The following is a 1,449-nucleotide window of genomic DNA, read 5'->3' on the forward strand; positions in this document are numbered from 1 at the left end:
GTCGATGCGGGAGCGGTCCAGCGTGGCGGCGGAGGAGCTGATGAATTCTCTGCGCGGGGCCACTTCGCTGCCCATCAGCAGGTCGAATGCCTGCTCGGCCGCCTCCAGGTCGCTGATGTTGATGCGGCGCAGGGTGCGGTGACGGGGGTCCATGGTGGTCTCGGCCAGCTGGTCGGCGTCCATCTCGCCCAGGCCCTTGTAGCGCTGGATGGACTCCTTGTAGCGGATCTTCTTCCGCTCCAGCTCCAGCAGCGTCTGGCGCAGCTCGTTGTCCGAGTAGGTGTACAGGTACTTGTCCTGTCCCTTCTTCGGGTTGATCAGCTCGATCCGGTGCAGTGGCGGCACCGCGGAGAAGACGCGGCCCTCCTCGACCATCGGCCGCATGTAGCGCTGGAAGAGCGTGAGCAGCAGACAGCGGATGTGCGCCCCGTCCACGTCCGCGTCGGCGAGGAAGATGACCTTGCCGTAGCGGGCCTGGTCGATGTCGAAGGTCCGCCCGGACCCGGCTCCTATGACCTGGATGATCGCCCCGCACTCGGCGTTCTTGAGCATGTCCGAGACGGACGACTTCTGCACGTTGAGGATCTTGCCCCGGATCGGCAGCAGCGCCTGGAACTCGGAGTTGCGCGCCACCTTGGCGGTGCCGAGCGCGGAGTCACCCTCCACGATGAACAACTCGGTGCGGTCGATGTCATCGGCGCGGCAGTCGGCCAGCTTGGCCGGCAGCGCCGAGGACTCCAGCGCGGTCTTCCTGCGCTGCGCCTCCTTGTGCTGCCGCGCCGCAATACGCGTACGGGCAGCGGCCGCGACCTTCTCCAGCACCGCACGCGCCTGCGCCTTGGCATCCCGCTTGGAAGAGGTCAAAAACGCCTTCAGCTCCCTGGCCACGACCTGCGCGACGATCCGCGAGGCGGCCGAGGTGCCCAGCACCTCCTTGGTCTGCCCCTCGAACTGCGGCTCGGCCAGCCGCACCGTCACCACAGCGGTCAGCCCCTCAAGCGCATCGTCCTTGACGACATCGTCGTCGGCGACCTTCAGCAACCGGTGCGTACGCAGCGCCTCGTTGACCGTCTTGGTGACCGACCGCTCAAAACCCGCGACATGGGTACCGCCCTTCGGCGTGGCGATGATGTTCACGAACGACCTCAGCAACGAGTCGTACCCCGTCCCCCAGCGCAGCGCGATATCCACCCCCAGCTCCCGCTGCACCTCGGTGGGAATCATGTGCCCCCGCTCATCCAGCACCGGCACAGTCTCCTTGAAGGTCCCCTGCCCCTGGAGCCGCAGCACGTCACAGACCGCCTTGTCCTGCGCAAGGTACTCACAGAACTCGCTGATACCACCGTCGAAACGGAACGTCTCCTCCGCGACACCCTCCCCCTCCAGCCCGCGCTCGTCCCGCACGACAATCGTCAGCCCAGGCACCAGAAACGCCGTCTGACGGGCACG

1 protein-coding gene is annotated in these 1,449 nt (G+C 66.6%); it reads right to left on the reverse strand.

From position 1 onward, the window contains the following. Positions 1-1,449, reverse strand: a 1,449-nt coding sequence (locus tag ACTWQF_RS36740; protein WP_443284121.1) for a toprim domain-containing protein, incomplete at both ends; no start/stop codon positions are given.

The sequence above is a fragment of the Streptomyces sp. 8N114 genome (assembly GCF_052245835.1).
Taxonomy (GTDB): domain Bacteria; phylum Actinomycetota; class Actinomycetes; order Streptomycetales; family Streptomycetaceae; genus Streptomyces.